Source organism: Paenirhodobacter sp., assembly GCF_041916475.1.
Classification (GTDB): Bacteria; Pseudomonadota; Alphaproteobacteria; order Rhodobacterales; family Rhodobacteraceae; genus Rhodobacter.
Genome location: NZ_JAYRZN010000021.1, coordinates 18,868 through 35,125, shown reverse-complemented (window position 1 = coordinate 35,125; position 16,258 = coordinate 18,868). Strand labels below are relative to the sequence as shown.

Genomic DNA, 16,258 nt, shown 5'->3' with positions numbered 1-16,258 from the left:
CAGGAAACGCCGATGACAGATCCCTCCTCCCAAAGCCCGCGCGCGGATGACGCCTTGCGCAGCCTCGCCGCCCCAGAAGCGCGCGCGCTTGGCCGCGCGGGGGCGCTTGCCGTGCTCTCAGAGCTTTTGTGGCCGGCGCAGGCCGCCTGCGCGGCGCTGGCGATCGGCGGGCTGCTTTCGGGGCCCGCTGCCGCGCCCGGGCTGGCGGCGCTCGGGCTTCTGGCGCTCGGACTTCTCGTGCTCGGGGGGCTGCGCGCGGGGCTCGATGCGCTGGCCGCGCGCGCGGCCCAGAGCGCCGCGAGCCGGCTGGTGGCCGGGGTGCGGGGCCGCCTGATCGTTGACGCCGCGCTGCAGCCCCCCACCGCCCAGAGCCCCGCCCCCGCCGCCCTCGCGAGCCTCGCGGCAGAGAAGGCAGCCCTCCTCGGCCCCTGGGCCGCGCGCTTCCGCCCGGCGATGGTCCGCGCGCGGATCGTGCCGCTGGTGCTGCTGGCGCTGGTGGCGCCGTTCAGCTGGGTGGCGGCGCTGGTGCTGCTGGTGGCCGGGCCTCTGATCCCGGTGTTCATGGCGCTGGTGGGCATGGCCGCGCGCGAGGCATCGGAGCGGCAGATGGCCGAAATCGGCAGCCTCAACGGCCTTCTGGTGGACCGGATCGCGGCCATCGCCGATCTGCGCCTGCTGGGCGCGGAGGCGCGGGCGGGCGCGGATCTGGCGCGCGCCTCCGAAAGCCTGCGCATGCGCACGATGAAGGTGCTGGCGGTGGCGTTCCTGTCCTCCACCGTGCTGGAGCTGTTCTCCGCGCTCGGGGTGGCGATGGTCGCGGTCTATGTCGGCTTCAACCTGCTTGGGGAGCTGCCCTTCGGCAGTTGGGGCGCAGGCCTGAGCCCGGCAGGCGCGATCTTCATCCTGATGCTGGCGCCCGCATTCTTCCAGCCGCTGCGCGATCTCGCCGCCGCCTGGCATGACCGGGCCTCGGCGCAGGCGGTGGCCGAGGAAATCGCCGCGGCCGAAGCGCAGCTGGCCGCGAGCGGCACGATCCTGGGGGCTGGGGCTGCGGCGGCCCCCCTGCCCGCGGCGCCCTTGTCCTGGCGTGGGCTGCGGGTGCGCCCGGGGCCCGATGCGCCGCCGATCGCCCTGCCCGACGGCTCCGTGCGCCCCGGACAGGCGCTTGGGATCGCGGGGCCATCGGGGGCCGGCAAGACGACGCTTCTCGCTGTCCTCGCGGGCCTCCTGCGACCGGAGGCGGGCGAGATCCTGTGGGGCGCGCGGCCGCTCGATGCTCAGAGCGCCGATGCCTTCCGCGCGGGGCTCGCCTGGGTTCCGCAGATGCCGCGCTTCATCGATGCGCCGCTGGCCGAAGCCCTGACCCTCGGCCGCGCCGGAGATCTGGAGGCCGCGCTGCGGGCGGCCCGGGCCACCGATATCGTGGCCGCGCTGCCCGGCGGGCTTGCGGCCCGGCTCGGGGATCTCGGCGGCGGCGTCTCGGGCGGCGAGGCGCGCAGGCTCGCCGTGGCGCGCGCGCATCATGCGGCGGCCGTGCTGGTCCTCGCCGATGAGCCCACCGCGGACCTCGATCCCGACACGGCGGCGCAGGTGCTGCACGGGCTGCTCGCGCTGCGCGACAAGGGCGCCGCAGTCATCATCGCCAGCCATGATCCGGCGGTCCTGCGGGCGATGGATGCGGTTCTCACGCTGCGGGGCGCGCCATGAGCCCGCTCGCGCGTCTGGCGCTCACAATGATCCACGCCGCGCCGCGCGCCTTCGGGCGCGGCGCGGCGCTGGCGATCGTGGTGCTGCTGATGGGGGCGGCGCTGCTCGGCCTCTCCGGCTGGTTCGTCACCGCTTCGGCGGCGGCCGGGCTCGCGGGCGTGGGCATCGGGTTCGATTTCTTCCGCCCCTCCGCCGGGGTGCGCTTCCTCGCCATGGGCCGCGCCGGGGCGCGCTACGGCCAGCGGATGCTGACCCACGATGCCACGTTGCGCGCGCTCGCGCAGCTGCGCGGGCAGATCCACGCCGGAATCACCCGCCTGCCCTGGGAGGCGCAGCAGCGCCTGCGCGCCGCCCGCGCACTGAACCGCCTCACCTCCGATGTGGATGCGCTCGATGGGCTCATGCTTCGGCTGCTGCTGCCCGCGCTCTCAGCGGCGCTGGTGCTGCTGGCGGGGCTGGGGGTCTTGTGGTGGCTGGTGGCGCCAGAGGTCGCGCTGGCGGTGGTGGCGCTGCATGCCGCGGGCGGCGTGGCGGCGCTGCGGCTGGCTGCACGGCACGCGGACCGGGCGGCCACGGAGGAAGAAAATGCCCTGCAGGGCCTGCGCGCGGGCACGCTGGATCTTGCGTGCAACCGCGCCGATCTGGCCGTCGCCGGGGCGCTCGGCCGGGCGGGCGCGGCGCTTGCGGGCGAAGTGGCCGGGATCACGCAGGCGCGCGCCACGCTCGATGCGCTCGACCGGCAGGGTGCGGCGATCCTGTCGCTCTCCACGGCGGCGGCCACGGCGGCGGCGCTCTGGCTCGGCGGGCGCCTCGCGCAGGCGGGCCGCATCGACGCGGCCACGATGGCAATCGGGGTGTTCGTGGCGCTCGCGCTCGGCGAGGGCATCCTGCTCCTGCGCCGCGGGATTGCGGAGCGCGGCCGGATGCGCGGCGCCGCAGACCGGGTGATGGCGCTCTGCAATACCCCCGCGCGCCCCGCGCCCGGCCCGCGCGCCGCGGCGCAGGGCCCGCTGCTCCGGGCCGAGGGGCTGTGCTACACCCGGCCGGGGGCGGCGCGCGCGGTCTTCGGCCCGCTCGATCTCACGCTGCATCCGGGCGAAACGGTTCTGATCAGCGGCCCCTCCGGCGCGGGCAAATCCACGCTGCTTTCGGTGCTGGCCGGGCTCATGCCGCCAACGGCGGGCGGGCTGCGGCTCTCGGGCACGGAGATCAGCGCCTGGCCCGAGGCCGAGCTGCGCGCGCACATTACCATGGTGCCGCAGCGCTCTGCCCTCCTCTGCGGCACCGTGGCGGAGAACCTCGCCCTCGCCGGAACCGATGATCCGGCGCGGATGTGGCAGGCGCTGGAAGCGGTCTCGCTCGCCCCCGCCCTGCAGGCGCGCGAGGGCCTGGAGACCCGCCTCGGCCCCGGCGGCAGCGGCCTTTCGGGCGGCCAGGCGCGCAGGCTCTGCCTCGCCCGCGCGGCCCTGCGCGCGCCGCGGATCCTGCTTCTCGACGAGCCCTCCGAAGGGCTGGATGCAGAGACCGCCGCCGCCGCCCTGAGCGGCCTGCGGCAGCTCCTGCCCGAGGCGGCCATCGTCATCGTCAGCCACCGGGAGGCCGATCAGGCCCTGGCGCACCGCCATATCCGCCTTCAGGCTGCGGCCTCCTGACGCACAGGTCAGGAATTTTTTCCCGAAAATCCGATATGCGACAATACGTCCGTTTGATCCGTATCAATTTCGGGTCCACTGATCGCCGTTAAGGTGCATCCTTGAAAAATGAATATGACGGAAGCACCTCTCGCGACCTCTCGCCGCGAGGGTACCGATATTGGAGACGAGAATGGACTTCGGGATCGTCGAGCTGTCACGGCTGCAATTCGCCATGACCGCGATGTACCACTTCCTCTTCGTGCCGCTCACGCTCGGTCTGTCGATCATCGTGGCGATCATGGAGACGGTCTATGTGATGACCAACCGGCCCGTCTGGCGCCAGATGACCAAGTTCTGGGCCAGCCTGTTCGGCATCAATTTCGTGCTCGGCGTGGCCACGGGCATCACCATGGAGTTCCAGTTCGGCATGAACTGGAGCTACTACAGCCATTATGTGGGCGATATTTTCGGCGCGCCGCTGGCGATCGAGGGGCTGATGGCCTTCTTCCTGGAGGCGACCTTCGTCGGGCTGATGTTCTTCGGCTGGGACAAGCTGAGCCGGGTGAAGCACCTGATGGTGACCTGGCTGGTGGCGATCGGGTCGAACTTCTCGGCGCTGTGGATCCTGATCGCCAATGGCTGGATGCAGAACCCGGTCGGCGCGAAGTTCAACCCGATGACCATGCGCATGGAGATGACCTCGTTCTTCGACGTGCTGTTCAACCCGGTCGCGCAGGCGAAATTCGTCCATACCGTATCGGCGGGCTCTGTGACGGCCGCCGTCTTCGTGCTGGCCTCGGCGCTCTCGGTGATCGTACTCGGCGACGAATCGGGCTACGAGGCCTCGGAAAACCAGAAGATGAAGCTCGCCGCGATCGAGGCGATGTGGGAGACGGAGCCCGCCCCCGCGGCCTTCACCGCCTTTGGCTTCCCCGACCAGGCCGCGCGCGAGACCCATTACGCGATCCAGGTGCCCTATGTGATGGGCCTGATCGGGACCCGCTCGCTCACCGAGGAAATCACCGGCATCAACGAGCTCGTCGCTCATAATGCCGAGCGGATCCGTTCCGGCCTGATTGCCTATGACGCGCTGATGCAGATCCGCGCGGCGCAGGCGGAAACGCCTGAGCTCAGCGCGCAATTCGAAAGCCATTCGCGCGACCTGGGCTACGCCTTCCTGCTGAAGCGCTACATCGAGGATCCGCGCCTAGCCACGCCCGAGCAGATCCAGATGGCCGCGAACGATACCGTGCCCCATGTCTGGCCGATCTTCTGGGGCTTCCGGATTATGGTCGGCCTCGGCTTCCTGTTCCTGGGGGTGCTGGCCTATTTCTTCGTACAGACAAATTTCCGCGGCATGACCTATCCGCGGTGGGCGCTGCGGCTCGCGGTGGCCATCATCCCGGCGCCCTGGATCGCGGCGGAAATGGGCTGGCTCGTGGCCGAATACGGGCGCCAGCCCTGGACGGTGGACGGGGTGCTGCCCACCGCGCTGTCGGTCTCGCATCTGTCGGTGGGCGATCTGGTGATCACGCTCGCGGGCTTCGTCATCCTCTATACCGTGCTCTTCGTCATCGAGATGGGCCTGATGCTGAAATACATCCGCAAGGGCCCGGTGCAGGATGTGGCCGAAACCGAAGCCTGGATGCGCCGCCACGATGCGCGCCTGAGCGCCAAGACCTATCAGCCAGCGGAGTGATATCATGATCCTTCACGATCTTCTCAGCCTGGACATGCTCCGGCTCATCTGGTGGGTGCTCTTGGGCGTGCTGCTGATCGGCTTTGCGCTGACCGACGGCTTCGATATGGGCACGGCCGCGCTCCTGCCCTTCGTCGGCCGCACCGATGCCGAGCGCCGCATCGTCATCAACACTATCGGCCCGGTCTGGGAGGGCAACCAGGTCTGGTTCATCCTCGGCGGCGGGGCCATTTTCGCCGCCTGGCCCCCGCTCTATGCGGTGAGCTTTTCGGGCTTCTACCTGGCCATGTTCGTCATCCTCGCCGCGCTGATCCTGCGCCCTGTCGGCTTCAAATACCGCTCGAAGCGCGAGGGCATCGCCTGGCGGCGGAACTGGGACTGGGCGCTGTTCGTAGGCGGCGCGGTGCCGGCGCTGATCTTCGGCGTGGCGGTCGGCAATGTGCTACAAGGCGTGCCGTTCCAGCTCAACGAATTCCAGATGCCGATGTATCCGGGGCCGTTCTGGTGGAAATTCGCGGCCCTGCTCAACCCTTACGGTCTGCTCGCCGGGGTGGTGTCGCTGTCGATGCTGATCCTGCACGGCGCCGCCTGGCTCTCGCTGAAGACCGAGGGCGCGGTACAGGCGCGGGCGCGGCGCTACGGCGCGATCGCCGGGCTTGTCGCGATCCTCGGCTATGTGCTCGGCGGCGTCTGGCTGGCCTATGGGATCGAGGGCTACCGGATCGTCTCGCCGCATCTGGCGGATGGCCCGTCGAACCCGCTGCTCACCCAGGTCGTGCGCGAGGGCTCCTGGATGCAGGCCTATGCGCTGCGGCCCTGGATCTGGGTCGCGCCGGTGCTGGGCGTCGCGGGGATGGCACTGGCGGTGCTGGGGCTGCGCGCGGGGCGCGAGCTCTCGACCATGGCCTTCTCGAAGCTCGGGATCCTCGGCGTGATCTCCTCGGTCGGGCTGACGATGTTCCCGTTCATCCTGCCCTCCTCGGTGCAGCCGAACGCCGCGCTCACCGTCTGGAACGCGTCGTCCTCGCATCTGACGCTGTTCGTGATGCTCTGCGCCGCGGTGGTCTTCGTGCCGCTGATCCTTGCCTATACCTCCTGGGTCTACAAGGTTCTCTGGGGCAAGGTCACGGCGAAGGACGTCACCGAACACAACCACACCTATTACTGAAGGAGACGGACATGTGGTATTTCGCCTGGCTTCTGGGCCTTCCCCTCGCCGCGCTGCTGGCCGTTGCCAATGCGATGTGGCTCGAGCTGCAGAACGACCGCAGGCTTTCGGGGGATGTGGATCCGGAGTGATCCGCGCCACCGCGCCGCAAAGGGCCGCCTTCGGGCGGCCCTTTTGCATTTGGGCGCGGATTATTATCCGAGTAAAAGAATCACCTTTACAAAACCTATTGTTTCAGTCAGGTTAGAGGCATCGAAACGGCACGAAGAGGAGAACCGGACATGCCGACGCTTTCACACTCCGGCCCCGCTGCGCAGAGCGCCCGACGTTCCGAAGCTTCGCTGACCCTGCGCGACCTGGTCGAAGCCATCTGCACCGGGATGGCCCCGGCGCAAGGACTTGAAATGATGCTTGATCGCCTGGAGGGACTGAAATGACCGCACCGATGAACTTCGCCATGCAAAGCTATGCCCCGGCCCTGCCCGCCCATGACGCGCGCAACCTGACGGACGGTGGCTCGCTCGCGCATATCGCGCTCGACGGCCAGATCTATACGCTGCGCATCACCAAGGCAGGCAAGCTGATCCTCACGAAGTGAGCCACCCGGACCGCACCATCACCGCATTCCCGAATGCATGAGAGCCGGCCCGCGCCGGCTCTCATGCATTTTGGAATCAGGCAACGGACGTCCTTCATGAAGCGCAGGCGCAATGCTCTGGCACCGCTGCGCCGGGTTTGCCGCCCGTTCGTCTGCTCAAAAGGCGGCGATAGCGCCAGCCCAATGCTCTGATGCGCGCGGTACGTTTCCGCCGCCCCACAAACCCGGCTCGTTAGGCGCCAGCAGACGAATGGGCCCCACAGAACGATGCATGTTCGAAAAATGCAAAGAATCGAACAGCCCCTCTTGCAGAGCCCGAACGCTGACGCTAGAAGCCCCCCATCGGGCGATTAGCTCAGCGGTAGAGCGCTTCGTTCACATCGAAGATGTCAGCGGTTCAAATCCGTTATCGCCCACCAGAATTCGCAAACCCCGGTCACTTGAATGTGGCCGGGGTTTTGTTTTTGGCGTGCCCTCAGCTGGCGCCCGCGCGTTCCCGGCACGACGAAGGCGGCCTTCCCGGATCGGGATCGGGGGGGCGGCCGGTTCATTTCCTGAAAATTATATTTATTTCAGCAACACACCGTAAACGTTTCTTACCCAGTTCACGGCATGCCTATCGGTGAAAATTTCGCCGGCAGGCGGCCCCATTGCACGCACTCGCCGCATTCTCCCCAATTTCCTTTACGAGACGCACGCTCGAACGCCTGTTTCGCCGGATGGACACCATCGATGCGGAAATCCGCCTCGGCGCCGACATTGCCGCAAGCGGACGCGCGCCTGCCACGCATCAGGAGAAGGCTGCATTGGACGCTTACGAGGCTTGGTGCATCAAATGACGGAGCGCCAGCTTCTCTGGCATGGATGACTGCGAATTCCGGCGCCTTTCAGCGGCATCGACGGCCAGATCCTGCCGCGGGCAGCTGCAGGCTGCGTCGGGTCCCGGCTCGCGAATGCAGATGATCTTTCCGTGCCGAAGTGGCTCCTTTCCCGGCACCGCCGCATGGCAGGGCCAGCGCGCCAGGCTCAAACCGGTAAATGCACGAGCCCCCCTTCAGCGTCGGCTGCCACCGATGAATCGGGCGCGCAGAATCAGGACAAGGTGATGTCTTCGCCGATGCCCGATCCGAGAAGAACCGGGCGAAGAATGCAGCGAATCTCCTGCGGCGCCCGATGCCTGACAATCTGCCCGCAGGCGGATCCCAATTCACCCGGGTTTACCAATACGGGCGCAACACAGAAGCCGCCCGCCGCGCAAGGGTGGCGGCCCTCAAAGCGCCTGCGCTCCGTCGCATTCTTCCGGGAGCCAGCGCCCGCTGGAGCACCGCGCGCATCGCTGACGGCGACCATCAGGCCCAGACCGTCATCACCCCCCCCCCAGGTGCCCCGCCCGTGGTCCCGGCCTGCCCTCCGCGCTAGCGGCGCAGCCGGGCGATGAGCGACGAGGTATCCCAGCGGCCGCCGCCCATGCCCTGCACTTCCTTGTAGAACTGATCGACCAGCGCCGTCAGCGGCAGGCTCGCCCCGGTCTCGTTCGCCGTGGTCAGGCAGATCCCCAGATCCTTGCGCATCCAGTCCACCGCGAAGCCGAAATCATAGGTCCCGGCCTCCATCGTCTTGTAGCGGTTGGCCATCTGCCACGACCCGGCCGCGCCCTGCGAAATCGCATCGACCACATCCGAGATCGGCAGCCCGGCCTTCTCGGCGAAATGCAGCGCTTCCGACAGCCCCTGCACGACCCCGGCGATGGCGATCTGGTTGCACATCTTGGTCAGCTGCCCCGCGCCGACATCGCCCATCCGCCGGCAGGCCTTGGCATAGGCCGCAATCACCGGCTCCGCCGCCGCATAATCCGCCTCGGTGCCGCCGCACATCACCGTGAGCACGCCGTTTTCCGCCCCCGCCTGGCCGCCCGAGACCGGCGCATCCACATAACCGAGGCCCTGCTCCCGCGCGGCTTCGGCCATCTCGCGCGAGACCAGCGCCGAAACCGTGGTATGGTCCACGAAGACCGCCCCCGGCTTCATCCCGGCAAAGGCGCCCTCCGCCCCGGTGCACACGCCGCGCAGGTCGTCGTCATTGCCGACACAGGCCATCACCAGGTCGCAATCGCGCGCGGCTTCGGCCGGGGTCGCGCCGGTGGCGCCGCCATGCTGCGCGCTCCAGGCCGCGGCTTTGGCGGCGGTCCGGTTATAGACGCGCACCTCATGCCCCTTCGCCGCCAGATGCCCCGCCATCGGGTAGCCCATCACGCCCAGCCCCAGGAACGCCACCTTCGCCATCTCACTCTCCCGCATTCGTGCGCGAAACGCGCGTTGATCATCGGCTGCCCGTGACTTAGTAACGCCCCGGACCGTCCCGTCAACCTCAGCCCAGAGCCTGCCCATGTACACCCTGTTCCGCTGGATGGTGCGCGTCGTGACCCTGGTGCTGGCCCTTTTGGTGCTGGGCGGGCTCGGGGTGTGGTTCTTCGCCACCCGCTCGCTGCCCGATTACAACGCCACCTACGAGGTGCAGGGGATCGCGGCCCCGGTGGAGATCGTGCGCTCCACCGAAGACGTGCCGCATATTTTCGGCGCCTCCGATACGGATGTGTTCTTCGCCCTCGGCCTCGCCCATGCGCAGGACCGGCTGTGGCAGATGACGGTGCTGCGCCGCACCGTGCAGGGCCGGCTCAGCGAGGTGTTCGGCACCGAGACGCTGAAGACCGATGAAATCATGCGCCGGTTCGACCTTTACGGCGCGGCCGTCGCCTCCGTCGCGGCGCAGGATCCCGAGACGACCGCGGCGCTCGAGGCCTATGCCCGCGGCGTGAATGCCTGGATTGAGCAGGTGAACAAGGGCGCGCTCGGCCGTGGCGCGCCGGAATTCTTCCTTTTCGACGCGCCGATCGCCTATTGGACGCCTGCGGATTCGATCGCGATCATGAAGCTCCTGGCCGCGCGCCTTTCCGGCCAGATGCAGGATGAAGTGCTGCGCGCGCGGGTCTCGCTGCTGGGCCAGGGCTGGGTGAAAGACATCATGCCCGATATTCCGGGCGCCGGCACCGCCGCCCTGCCCGATTACGCGAGCCTGTTCCCCGATGTGCCGCGCGAATCCCGGGTGGCGGGCGCCTCCGAGCCATCGTTCTGGCCGTTCCCGGGGCGCAACTTTGCGGGTGCCTCCAATGCGTTCGCCGCGGCGCCCCGGCGCTCCGCCGCGGGCGGATCGCTGCTGGCCAATGACCCGCATCTCGATTTCACCGCCCCGAGCTGGTGGTATCTGGCGCGGGTAGAGCTCGCCTCCGGCGGCGTGATCGGCGCCACGATCCCGGGCATCCCCCTCGTGCTCACGGGGCGCAACGCGCGGCTCGGCTGGGGCATCACCTCGGCCTATGTCGACGATCAGGACCTGCATGTGGAGGAGCTGAACCCGGAGGACCCGACCCGCTACCGTACCCCCGATGGCTGGAAGAGCTTCGAGACCCGCCGCGCGATCATCAACATCAAGGATGCGCAGCCCGTCACCCTGACCCTGCGCTGGACGGAAAACGGCCCGGTGATGCCCTCGGGCCAGTTCAACCTGGCCACGATCACCCCGCAGGGCCATGTCATGTCGCTCTCCTGGACGGCGCTGGCGCGCGACGACACCTCCATGAGCGCCGGGTTACAGCTGATGAAGGCGGGCTCCGTTGCGGAGGCGGCGGCGGCGGGGGCGCGCTTCGTTGCCCCGGCGCAGAACCTGATCCTGGCGGATCAGAAAGGCGTCGGCATGGTCACCGTGGGCCGGATCCCGCTGCGCGATCCGCGCAACGTGACCGAGGGGCGGATGCCCTCGCCCGGCTGGGAGGAACGCAACCGCTGGCTGGGCTTCGTGCCCTATGAGCAGAACCCGCGCTTCCTCGACCCGGCCGGCGGCATCGTGATCAACACCAACAACAAGACCGTGGACCAGCCCTTCCCCTATCAAATCAGCTACCACTGGGGCGACAGCCAGCGCGTGCAGCGCCTGACCCGGCTGATGGGGGAGCGCGAGGTGCATTCGCGCGAGAGCTTCATCGCGGCGCAGCTCGATACCGTCTCGCCCGCCGCGCGCGGCCTGCTGCCGCTGGTGGGCAAGGACCTGTGGTTCACCGGCGCGCCCGCCCCCGAAGGCACGCCCGAGCGGATGCGCCAGCGCGCGCTGGAGCTGCTCGCGGCCTGGGACGGCGAGATGAACGAGCACATGCCCGAACCGCTGATTTATGCGGCCTGGATGCGGCATCTGCAGAACCGGCTAATCCGCGACGAGCTCGGGCCGCTCGCCGGTGAATTCTCGCAGCTGGAGCCGCTGTTCATCGAGCGCGTGTTCCGCAATACCGAGGGCGCCGCGCGCTGGTGCGACATCATCCAATCCGCGCCGGTGGAAACCTGTACCGACATGGCGCGGATGGCGCTCGACGATGCCCTGATGGCGCTGAAGGCGAAATACGGCGGCAATATCGACAGCTGGCGGTGGGGCGATGCGCATGAGGCGCGCCATGACCATGCCGTGCTCGGCCGCACGCCGCTGCTGCGCTGGTTCGTCAATATCCGGCAATCGACCTCGGGCGGGGATTTCACGCTGAACCGCGGCCAGACCTCGGGGTCGGGCGCGAACCCCTTCGCCAATGTGGCGGGCGCGGGCTATCGCGGGGTCTATGATTTCGCCGATCCGGACAGCTCCGTGTTCGTGATCGCGACGGGGCAATCGGGCCATCCGCTGAGCCGCCATTACGACGACCTCTCGGACCTGTGGCGGCGGGGCGAATATATCCCGATGTCGCTCGATCCGGCGCTGGCGCGGGCGGCGGCGACCGGGATCACCCGGCTGGAACCCGCGCCCGCGGCCGATAGCCCGTAATCCAGCGGAGAACGCGCCCCAAGGGCGCGTTCACGCCTCTGCGGAGGGCGCGCCTGTCAGCGCGCGGAAGCGGTGGCGCTGGCTGCCGGACCAGTTCACCCGGATTTCCCAGCCCTCTTTGGTTTCGGTTTCGGCGCGGACCACGTTCTGTTCGTGCAGCCAGGCCCGGGCCCGGCCCGCATCGAAGCCGAGAAGCAGGGTGTCGTCGTGGCGCTCCTCGCCGCGGCGGGTCTCGATGGCGGCGAGCAGCGCCTCCAGCCCCTCGCCGGTGAGCGCGGAGACGGCCTGCACATCCGCCCGCCGCGCATCCTGCACCAACAGCGCCGCGCGCAGCGCCTCCGAGAGCGCGTCGATCTTGTTCCAGACATCGATCAGCGGCACATCCTCCGCCACCCCGAGCGATTCCAGGATCTCGCCCACGTCAGCCGCCTGCTCCTCGGTCTCGGGATGGGCGATGTCGCGCACATGCAAGATCAGATCCGCCTCCAGCACCTCTTCGAGCGTGGCGCGGAAGGCCGCGACCAGCTCATGCGGCAGATCGGAGATGAACCCCACCGTATCCGACAGGATCACCTTGCGCCCGGAGGGCAGCGTGATCCCGCGCATGGTCGGGTCCAGCGTGGCGAAGAGCATGTCCTTCGCCAGCACCTCGGCGCCGGTCATACGGTTGAACAGCGTGGATTTTCCGGCGTTGGTATAGCCCACCAGCGCGACGATCGGGAACGGGACCTTGCGCCGCGCGGCACGGTGCAGCTCGCGCGTTTTCACCACCTTGGCCAGCTGCCGGCGGATCCGGATCACCTGTTCGTCGATGGCGCGGCGGTCGGCCTCGATCTGGGTTTCGCCGGGCCCGCCCACGAAGCCGAAGCCGCCGCGCTGGCGCTCCAGGTGGGTCCAGGCGCGCACGAGCCGGGTGCGCTGATAGTTCAGCGCCGCCAGTTCCACCTGCAGCACGCCCTCACGGGTCCGGGCGCGATCGGCGAAGATTTCGAGGATCAGCCCGGTCCGGTCCAGCAGCTTCACCCCCCAGAGCTTTTCCAGGTTGCGCTGCTGCACCGGGCTCACCGGGCCATCGACCAGAACCAGATCGACCTCCGCCGCCTCCAGCCGGGCCTTCAGCTCCTCCACCTTGCCGGTGCCGAACAGATGCCCCGCATGCGGCTTCGGCAGGCGCACGACCTCCTGCCCGACGAGCGTCAGGTTCGGCAGCGCCGCCGCAAGGGATACCGCTTCCGCGAGCCGCAGTTCGGGCTCGCGGCGCGCATCGGCATCCTTCAGATCGGGATGAAGGACATAGGCCCGGGTGGGCCGCTCCGCGGAGAGGACAGGATCGCTCAGTCTTCGCCCTCGTACAGCGAGATCGGCTGACCGGGCATGATGGTCGAGATCGCATGCTTGTACACAAGCTGCGACTGGCCATCACGGCGCAGCAGGACACAGAAATTATCGAACCAGGTGATCACACCCTGAAGTTTCACCCCGTTGATCAGGAAGATCGTCACCGGCACCTTCGTCTTGCGGACGTGGTTCAGGAAAGCGTCCTGGAGGTTCTGTTTGTCGGCAGCCATTATTTTATGCCTATTGTTTTTGTGTTTTGTGGTGTCGCGCGTCGGCCACTCGGGCTCCCGTCCTTGCAGAGTATGCGCAAGAGCCGAGGAGTTTCCACCCCCAAAATCAAACCGTTGTGTGGCCGTGGCCTAGGCGCGCCAAAGTTCGGGGTTGAACAGCGCAATGATCGCCAGTGTCTCCAGCCGGCCAAGCACCATCGCAAGCGCGAACACGAATTGCGCAGGCCCGTTCAGCTCGGCCCAGTGCAGCGCCGTATCGCCCGCAATCGCGGCCAGTGGCCCGGTATTCGAGAGTGCCGCGATCGACATGATCATCGCGGGCTCGAAGCCGAGGCCGGTGAGCGCCGCCGCGGCCATGACCAAAGCGACCGTGATCGCGAACAGCATGAAGAAGATCCAGGCCCGGTAGGCGCCCTGCCGGCGAAGCCAGCGCGCCGTGGCGCCCCCGCCCAGCACCGCCGCCGGATGCACAAGGCGGATCATCTCGCGCTCGCCATGGCGCACCAGCGCATAGACCCGCAACAGCCGGACGCCACCCGCCGTGGTGGCCACGCCCCCGCCCACGATCGCGAGCCCCGCCAGCACCAGCCCCGGCGTGCCGAGCCCCGACCAGGCCCGCGCCTCGTCCCAGCTCGCCGAGGCGAAGCCCGTCGTGGTGAGGAACGAGAGCGCGGTGAAGGCGCTGCCCCAGAGCGAGCGCAGGATCGCCAGCGGCGAGAGCGGCATGTCGATGTCGAAGGCCGCGATCCAGTGCCGCAGGAACAGCCCCAGCGTCAGCACCGCCACCAGCACCCCGGCCAGCCACAGCTCCGGGTCGTTGCGCAGGCTGGAGGAGGCGCGCAGCTCGCCGCCCCCCGGCCAGAGCCTGCGCGACAGGGCCGGGATCAGCAGCAGGAAGATCAGCATCTCGCCCGGAATGCCGCTCGCGCTGCCCTCCAGGCTGCGCAGCGGCGTGATCCCGGAGGTGGAGAGCGTGGACATCGCATGGCAGAGCGCGACCAGGCTGCGCTCCCCCAGCAGCACGAGGCCGAGCCACAGCGCCGCCGTCAGCCCGGCATAGGGCGGCAGGATCCGCAGCAGATAATAGCGGATCCGCTCCTCGGGCTCGGCGGTGTCCTCCTCGAAGAAGGTCGGCGCCTCGCCCGCAGTGGCGCCGCCGGTGGCGAAGATCTCGAACCCGCCAAGCCGCAGCGGCGCCAGCACCGCAATTGCCATCACCAGCATGAACAGCCCGCCCATCCAGCCCACCAGCGCCCGCCACAGATGCAGGCTCGGCGCCAGCCGCTCCGGGTCGTAGAGGGTCGCGCCGGTGGTGGTCATGGCCGAGACCATCTCCCACCAGCTGCTGGTGAAGCCGGTATCGGCCACCGCTTCGTTGAACGGCACCGCGAGCATCGCGGGCACCAGAAGGAAGGTCGCGAGCATGGTCAGGAGCTGCACCCGCCCCGAATTGCCGCGCGGGTTGGCAGCCGAAGCCAGCCCCGCCAGCAGCGTCAGGAACAGGAACAGAAGCCCACTATAGAGAAAGATCCGCGCCAGCCGGTACTCCGACGTGCTCACCGCATGCAGCGCGGGCACCAGCATCGCCGCCGCGCCCACGGCGGCGATCTGCAGGATCAGCGGGGTCTCCCGGAGCGCACGCAGCATCAGAAGAAATCGACCGAGACCTGCAGCAGGCGCTCGACCTCCGGCACATCCGGAGACAGCGCGAAGAGCAGGATCACATCGCCTTCGTCGATCCGGGTGTCGCCGCCGGGTTTCACCACCTTCTCCCCCTTCAGCACCGCCCCCATCAGCACGCCCTCGGGCAGTTCGATCTCACGCAGGAGCTTGCCCGCCATCGGCGAGGTGCCCAGCACCTGCGCCTCGATCACCTCGCCCTCGGCATCGCCGATGGAGTAGATCTCGCGCACCCGGCCGTGGCGTATGTGGCGCAGGATCGAGGACACGGTCGTCGCCCGCGGGTTGATGTAGGCGTCGATGTCGAGCGCCGCCATCAGGGGTACCATCGTCGGGTCGTTCACCAGCGTGATCGCCATCGGGCAGCCCGCCTGCTTCGCCCGCACCGCGACCAGGATGTTGGTCTTGTCGTCATCCGTCACCGCCAGAACCGCATCGGCGCGGGAGATATTGGCCTCCTCAAGCAGCTCCGCGCTCATCCCGTCGCCATGGAGCACGATCGTGCGCTGCAGCGCATCGGCCGCCCGCTCGGCAATGGCGCGGTCCTTCTCGATGATCTTGGCGCGGACCTTGTCGCTGCGCGCCTCCAGCGCCCGGGCCACGCCCAGCCCCACGCTCCCGCCACCGATGATGACGATGCGCTCCTGCTTTTTCGTCGTCTTGCCAAAGAGTTCGAGCGTCCTGTTCACATCTTCGGTGAAGGAGAAGACATAGATCTGATCGCCCGTGAACAGCTGATCGCCCGGCTCCGGGGCAAACAGCCGCCCTTCGCGGCGCACGCCCACCACCATCGCGCGCAATGTGGAAAACAGATCCGTCAGCTGCCGCAAAGGCGTGTTCAGGACCGGGCAATCCTCCTCCAGCGCAATCCCGAGGAGCTGCACCCTGCCGCCGAGGAAACTCTCGGTGTCGAAGGTCGCGGGCGCCGCCAGCCGCTGCAGCGCCGCCTCTGCCACTTCGCGCTCGGGGCTGATGATCACGTCGATCGGCAGATGGTCGCGGCGGTAGAGCGCGTTGTACTGCGGCGCGAGGTAGCTCTGCGCGCGCAGCCGGGCGATCTTGCGCGGGATGTTGAACACCGAATGCGCGACCTGGCAGGTGACCATGTTCACCTCGTCGGAATAGGTCGCGGCAATGATCAGGTCGCAGTCCTTCGCGCCGGCGCGCTCCAGCACATCGGGATGCGAGGCATAGCCCACGATCCCCTGCACATCGAGCGTATCCGAGGCCCGCCGCACCAGCTCGGGATTCGAATCGACGACGGTGACATCGTTCCTCTCGCCCGCCAGATGGCGCGCGATCTGCCAGCCGACCTGACCCGCACCGCAGATGATGACCTTCATC

At 68.4% G+C, this 16,258-nt stretch carries 13 protein-coding genes and 1 tRNA gene; 9 read left to right on the top strand and 5 right to left on the bottom strand.

The window, feature by feature from the left end; translation table 11 throughout:
- Positions 1 to 12: 12 nt before the first annotated feature.
- The 8 genes from ACOMG5_RS10330 to ACOMG5_RS10295 all read left to right on the top strand — a co-directional run bounded on the left by ACOMG5_RS10330 (position 13) and on the right by ACOMG5_RS10295 (position 7,225).
- A complete protein-coding gene (locus ACOMG5_RS10330) occupies positions 13 to 1,707 on the top strand; it encodes an ATP-binding cassette domain-containing protein (RefSeq protein ID WP_420343715.1) in 1,695 nt (564 codons plus the stop codon).
- Positions 1,704 to 3,359: an amino acid ABC transporter ATP-binding/permease protein gene (locus tag ACOMG5_RS10325; protein ID WP_420343714.1), complete on the top strand. Its 1,656-nt coding sequence runs from the start codon at positions 1,704 to 1,706 to the stop codon at positions 3,357 to 3,359. The genes ACOMG5_RS10330 and ACOMG5_RS10325 overlap by 4 nt, the downstream gene beginning before the upstream one ends.
- A gap of 172 nt (positions 3,360 to 3,531) precedes the next feature.
- Complete coding sequence (locus ACOMG5_RS10320) at positions 3,532 to 5,040, top strand: cytochrome ubiquinol oxidase subunit I (RefSeq protein ID WP_420343713.1); 1,509 nt, start codon at positions 3,532 to 3,534, stop codon at positions 5,038 to 5,040.
- Positions 5,041 to 5,044: 4 nt separating this feature from the next.
- Positions 5,045 to 6,208 carry a cytochrome d ubiquinol oxidase subunit II gene (gene cydB / locus ACOMG5_RS10315; protein ID WP_420343712.1) on the top strand — a complete coding sequence of 388 codons (1,164 nt, stop codon included), beginning with the start codon at positions 5,045 to 5,047 and terminating at the stop codon, positions 6,206 to 6,208.
- A gap of 11 nt (positions 6,209 to 6,219) precedes the next feature.
- A complete protein-coding gene (gene cydX, locus ACOMG5_RS10310) occupies positions 6,220 to 6,339 on the top strand; it encodes a cytochrome bd-I oxidase subunit CydX (protein WP_420343711.1) in 120 nt (39 codons plus the stop codon).
- 150 nt (positions 6,340 to 6,489) lie between these two features.
- Positions 6,490 to 6,645 (top strand): hypothetical protein, encoded by a 156-nt coding sequence (locus tag ACOMG5_RS10305; protein WP_420343710.1) that lies wholly within the window; start codon positions 6,490 to 6,492, stop codon positions 6,643 to 6,645.
- A gap of 8 nt (positions 6,646 to 6,653) precedes the next feature.
- Positions 6,654 to 6,806, top strand: coding sequence for a hemin uptake protein HemP (hemP, locus tag ACOMG5_RS10300; RefSeq protein WP_420343743.1), 153 nt, complete (start codon positions 6,654 to 6,656; stop codon positions 6,804 to 6,806).
- A gap of 344 nt (positions 6,807 to 7,150) precedes the next feature.
- Positions 7,151 to 7,225, top strand: a tRNA-Val gene (locus tag ACOMG5_RS10295).
- Positions 7,226 to 8,221: 996 nt separating this feature from the next.
- On the opposite strand, the gene ACOMG5_RS10290 is transcribed toward ACOMG5_RS10295, so the two are convergent.
- The gene (locus ACOMG5_RS10290) at positions 8,222 to 9,283 is read right to left on the bottom strand and encodes an NAD(P)-dependent oxidoreductase (RefSeq protein WP_420343709.1); all 1,062 of its coding nucleotides are present in this window, start codon (positions 9,281 to 9,283) and stop codon (positions 8,222 to 8,224) included.
- On the opposite strand from ACOMG5_RS10290, the gene ACOMG5_RS10285 reads away from it, so the two are divergent.
- On the top strand, positions 9,192 to 11,666 hold the full coding sequence (locus ACOMG5_RS10285; protein ID WP_420343708.1) for a penicillin acylase family protein: 2,475 nt from the start codon (positions 9,192 to 9,194) through the stop codon (positions 11,664 to 11,666). The two genes, ACOMG5_RS10290 and ACOMG5_RS10285, sit on opposite strands and share 92 nt — an antisense overlap.
- A 30-nt stretch (positions 11,667 to 11,696) precedes the next feature.
- Here ACOMG5_RS10285 and hflX read toward each other — a convergent pair whose 3' ends face one another.
- The 4 genes from hflX to trkA form a co-directional block, all read right to left on the bottom strand.
- A complete protein-coding gene (gene hflX / locus ACOMG5_RS10280) occupies positions 11,697 to 13,004 on the bottom strand; it encodes a GTPase HflX (RefSeq protein ID WP_420343742.1) in 1,308 nt (435 codons plus the stop codon).
- Entirely contained in the window at positions 13,001 to 13,234 is a 234-nt protein-coding gene (gene hfq / locus ACOMG5_RS10275; protein ID WP_107323454.1) for an RNA chaperone Hfq, read from the bottom strand. Before hfq ends, hflX begins: the two co-directional genes overlap by 4 nt.
- Positions 13,235 to 13,363: 129 nt before the next feature.
- Positions 13,364 to 14,881, bottom strand: coding sequence for a TrkH family potassium uptake protein (locus ACOMG5_RS10270; RefSeq protein WP_420343707.1), 1,518 nt, complete (start codon positions 14,879 to 14,881; stop codon positions 13,364 to 13,366).
- Entirely contained in the window at positions 14,881 to 16,257 is a 1,377-nt protein-coding gene (trkA, locus tag ACOMG5_RS10265) for a Trk system potassium transporter TrkA (RefSeq protein WP_420343706.1), read from the bottom strand. The genes ACOMG5_RS10270 and trkA overlap by 1 nt, the downstream gene beginning before the upstream one ends.
- Between the last annotated feature and the right edge of the window lies 1 nt (position 16,258).

Bases quoted from the DNA above. Each gene is read 5' to 3' on its own strand.
- hfq (WP_107323454.1), bottom strand. From the start codon at position 13,234: ATGGCTGCCGACAAACAGAACCTCCAGGACGCTTTCCTGAACCACGTC.
- cydB (WP_420343712.1), top strand. From the start codon at position 5,045: ATGATCCTTCACGATCTTCTCAGCCTGGACATGCTCCGGCTCATCTGG.
- cydX (WP_420343711.1), top strand. From the start codon at position 6,220: ATGTGGTATTTCGCCTGGCTTCTGGGCCTTCCCCTCGCCGCGCTGCTG.
- ACOMG5_RS10285 (WP_420343708.1), top strand. From the start codon at position 9,192: ATGTACACCCTGTTCCGCTGGATGGTGCGCGTCGTGACCCTGGTGCTG.
- ACOMG5_RS10325 (WP_420343714.1), top strand. From the start codon at position 1,704: ATGAGCCCGCTCGCGCGTCTGGCGCTCACAATGATCCACGCCGCGCCG.
- ACOMG5_RS10330 (WP_420343715.1), top strand. From the start codon at position 13: ATGACAGATCCCTCCTCCCAAAGCCCGCGCGCGGATGACGCCTTGCGC.
- hemP (WP_420343743.1), top strand. From the start codon at position 6,654: ATGAACTTCGCCATGCAAAGCTATGCCCCGGCCCTGCCCGCCCATGAC.
- ACOMG5_RS10320 (WP_420343713.1), top strand. From the start codon at position 3,532: ATGGACTTCGGGATCGTCGAGCTGTCACGGCTGCAATTCGCCATGACC.
- ACOMG5_RS10270 (WP_420343707.1), bottom strand. From the start codon at position 14,881: ATGCTGCGTGCGCTCCGGGAGACCCCGCTGATCCTGCAGATCGCCGCC.
- trkA (WP_420343706.1), bottom strand. From the start codon at position 16,257: ATGAAGGTCATCATCTGCGGTGCGGGTCAGGTCGGCTGGCAGATCGCG.
- ACOMG5_RS10305 (WP_420343710.1), top strand. From the start codon at position 6,490: ATGCCGACGCTTTCACACTCCGGCCCCGCTGCGCAGAGCGCCCGACGT.